5 protein-coding genes are annotated in these 3,788 nt (G+C 76.5%); all 5 read left to right on the top strand.

Annotated features, from left to right (window positions below):
- Positions 1–726, top strand: a 726-nt coding sequence (locus tag ACTUAL_RS00530) for a restriction endonuclease (RefSeq protein ID WP_440898882.1), incomplete at its 5' end; no start/stop codon positions are given.
- Between the two features lie 73 nt (positions 727–799).
- Positions 800–1,696, top strand: a complete 897-nt coding sequence (locus tag ACTUAL_RS00525; protein WP_096495773.1) for an NAD-dependent epimerase/dehydratase family protein — start codon at positions 800–802, stop codon at positions 1,694–1,696.
- Positions 1,697–1,771: 75 nt separating this feature from the next.
- A complete protein-coding gene (locus tag ACTUAL_RS00520) occupies positions 1,772–2,275 on the top strand; it encodes a hypothetical protein (protein WP_440898881.1) in 504 nt (167 codons plus the stop codon).
- 47 nt (positions 2,276–2,322) lie between these two features.
- A complete protein-coding gene (locus ACTUAL_RS00515) occupies positions 2,323–2,802 on the top strand; it encodes a hypothetical protein (protein WP_096495771.1) in 480 nt (159 codons plus the stop codon).
- Between the two features lie 104 nt (positions 2,803–2,906).
- Positions 2,907–3,788: MGH1-like glycoside hydrolase domain-containing protein (locus ACTUAL_RS00510; protein ID WP_440898880.1), on the top strand; the 882-nt coding region annotated here is incomplete at its 3' end.

Genomic DNA, 3,788 nt, shown 5'->3' with positions numbered 1-3,788 from the left:
GGCCACCCGCCCGGCCCGGGCGCGCGACGCGCGCGGTCCAGCAGCCTGGGCGCCGGGAGGGGGACCATGGCGGGCAACAAGCGGAAGCGGGCGCGTGGCGGCAAGGGGAAGAAGAAGGGCACGGCGCGGAACTGGCTGCTGGCGGCCATCGCGGTCGTCGTGCTCCTCGTCGTGCGGTTCGTGCAGGAGAACCCCGTGCTGTCGGCGTGGATCGGGGCGCTGCTGCTCGCGCTCCTGATCACCGCGGGCGTCGTGGCGCTGAAGGTGCGGCGGGCCAGGAAGCGGGAGCAGGCCGAGCGGGACCGGCTCATCGAGTTCACCGACGGCATGGGCGGCGTCGAGTTCGAGCAGTGGACCGCGCGGCTGCTGGAGCGGTCCGGGTTCCTGGACGTGGAGGTCGTCGGCGGGGCCGGTGACGCGGGCGCGGACGTGCTCGCGCAGGCCCCGGACGGCGGGCGGCTCGTGGTGCAGTGCAAGCGGTACGGGCCCAGCAACAAGGTCGGGTCCGAAGCGGTGCAGCGCTTCGCGGGCACCGCGCGGGCCTACCACGGGGCCGACTACGCCGTGCTGGTCACCACGTCCGCGTTCACCGCGCCCGCCCGCGACGTCGCCGGGCGCGTCGGCATCGTGCTGGTGGACCGGGTCGCGCTGGCCGAGTGGGCGCGCACCGCGATCGCCCCCGACGAGCTGACGGCCGTGCCCAGCGGGGAGCCGCTGGCGGGCTGAGGCGCGGGCGCCTGTCGAGACGACCGCGCACGGGTGCGGTGCCGTCCGCGCCCCGGTGCGCCACGATCGGGTCATGCGGATCGCGGTCATCGGGGCGAGCGGGCTCATCGGGCAGCACATCGGCGCGGAACTGGTGGCGCGCGGCCACCGGGTCACCTCGGTCGCCAGGACCCCGCGCGAGGGGGTCGACCACGCGCTCGACGTCGAGACCACCGGCGTCGACCGCTGGACCGAGCTGCTGGACGGCCACGACGGGTACGCGTTCGCGGCGGGCAGCGACGACCGCGCCACCCCGCGCAGACCCGCCTACCCGCACTTCCGGCGCGGCAACGTCGAACCGGTCGCGGCGCTGTCCGAGGCCGCGGCGCGGGTGGGCGCGAGCGGGGCCGTGGTCCTCGGCTCGTACTACACCCACTTCCACCGCGCGCACCCCGAGTGGGAGCTGGCGGGCAGGCACCCCTACATCCGAAGCCGCGTCGAGCAGGCCCGCGCGGCCAGGCGCACCGGCTTGCCGGTGACCGTGCTGGAGCTGCCGTTCGTGTTCGGCCGGGCCGGTGCGCGGCTGCCGAACTGGGCGCCCGCGCTGGCCTCCTGGGCCCGCTCCCGCGTGCCGCTGGTCGCCCCGCCCGGCGGGACGGCCGCCACGACCGCGCGGCGCGTCGCCGAGGAGGCCGCGACGGCGCTGGAGGAGCGGGCCGACCGGGACACCCCGGTGGTCGACGAGAACCTGACCTGGGCGGAGCTGCTCGCCAGGACGGCCGAGGCGGTCGGGGCGCCCGCCCGGACCCGCGGGCTGCCCGCGGCGGTGGTGCGGGGCGCGCTGGTTGCGGGCGGCGCGCTGGCGGCGGTCTCGGGGCGGGAACCCGGCCTGCACCTGCCGGGGCTGGCGGACCTGCTGCTGCGCGAGCTGTTCGTCCACCCGGCCACCGGGTCGGTGCAGCGGGCGCTGGAGGAGACCTTCGCCCGGTGACGCGGGCCGTGGCGGGAGCGCGGAGGCATGGGCGCGCCGGGCGCGGGTAGTCCTGCGCCCAGGCTGAAGCGTGCGATGTGGCAGGGGCTGGGCGCCGGTGCCGCCGTGATGCTGGTGACCGAGAAGCTGGAGCAGCGGCTCACCGGACGACCCGACTCGCACGTCCCCGGACTCGCGCTGCTGCGGCTGACCGGCGGTCCCGACCGGGAGCGGGCGGGCGCGGCCAACCTGGTGATGCACTTCGGGCAGGGCGCGCTGACCGGCGTGGTCCGGGCGCTGATGGCCAACGCCGGGCTGCGCGGACCGGTGCCCTCCGCGATGTTCGCGGTGGTCCGGCTCAGCAGCGACCAGGTCATCGAGAACGCCACGGGCGTCGGCGCGCCCCCGCAGACCTGGCCGCGCCGCGAGCTGGCCGTCGACCTCGCGCACAAGGCGGTCTACGCCTTCACCACGGGCGTCGTCGCCGACGCGCTGGCCGCCCGGCGCGGCCCCGGACCCGGTCAGGTGAGCGCCGCCCGGCACCCAGGTCGCCGTTCGGACGTGCCGCCGCTGCCCCGCGAGGCCGCCGCGACCCGGTGAGCGCGAACGGGGGGTTTGCCCCGGTCCACCGGGGTTATCCGCCCGGCATGGGAACCGCGACGACGCGCGGCGCGGGCACTTCCGCGTTGCGCACCTACCTCAACGACCACCTGGCCGGGCTCGTCGGCGCCGCAGAGCTGGGCAAGCGGGCCGCCTCCGCCAACCCCGAGCTGACCGCGCTGGCGCAGGACCTGGAGCGGGACCGGGACGCCCTGGTGCGGATCATGACCAGGCTCCGCGTGCCGGTGCGCCGGTACAAGGTCGCCGGGGCGTGGCTGGGCGAGAAGCTCGGCCGCGCCAAGCCCAACGGCCGCCTGCTCTCCCGCTCCCCGCTCAGCGACGTGGTCGAGCTCGACGGCCTGCGCGTCTCCCTGTCCCAGAAGTCGGCGCTGTGGCGGTCGCTGCGCGCGCTGGAGGGCAGGCTCGGCGTGGACGAGGCCGAGCTGGAGGAGCTGTTGCGCCGCGCCGGGGAGCAGGTCCTCGACGTCGAGCGCAGGCGGTTGGAGGCGGTCGCCCGCGTGCTGTGACCGCCTGTCCACCGGACAGGAACCGTGACCGCGCCCGTCGCCTGCCGCTATGAATGCGGGTAGGCGACGGCGCCGCGCGGCGCCGGTGACGACGGGGGTCCCCCATGCGACTGCGCACCGCCGTGCTCGTGGCGCTCACCGCGACGGCCGTCCTGACCCCGCTCCCGGCCTCGGCCGCGCCCGCCGCGCCGTGGTACCCGCCGGTCGGGCCCGGCACCTCGGTGCTGGACCACCGCGCGAAGCTCGCCGGGGCGGTGGAACCGCAGTGGTACGAGGCGAACATCCCGTTCGTCGACCTGCCCGACCGGGAGATCGAGTCCACCTACTACTACCGGTGGCGCACCTTCAAGGAAGCCCTCAAGCACACCGGCCCGGACGACGGCTGGATCGTGTCGGAGTTCCTCGGCCCGGTCGGCTACTCCGCGCCCGGCGGCGGGATCGCGGCTGCGGCCGGGCACCACGTCTACGAGGGCCGCTGGCTGCGCGACCACCGCTACCTGGACGACTACCTCGACTACTGGCTGCGCGGCGGCGGCGCGGGACCCAAGCCCGCCACCGAGTTCCTCAACCCCAACACCGCCGACTGGGCGCACCAGTACTCGTTCTGGGCCGCCGACGCGGTCCTGGCCCGCGCGGCGGTCGACGGGCGGCTGGAGCGGGCCGTGGCGCTGCTGCCCGAGCTGGAGCGCCAGTGGGCCGGGTGGGACGCGCAGCGGGACCGGGGGACGGGGCTGTACTGGCAGACCCCGGTGTGGGACGCCATGGAGCACACGGCGAGCTCCTACCAGAGCGACGACCCGTACCACGGCGGCGAGGGCTTCCGGCCCACGCTCAACGCCTACCAGTACGGCGACGCCAAGGCCATCGCGGCGCTGCTGCGGGCGCGCGGCGACCGCGTGGCCGCCGAGCGCTACGAGCGCGAGGCGGGCGCGCTGCGGGACGCGGTGCGGCGGCACCTGTGGGACCGGGAGGACGGCTTCTACAAG

The organism is Actinosynnema sp. (assembly GCF_052038725.1).
The sequence above is the reverse complement of the archived record's forward strand: the minus strand, read 5'-3'. Positions and strand labels throughout refer to the sequence as shown.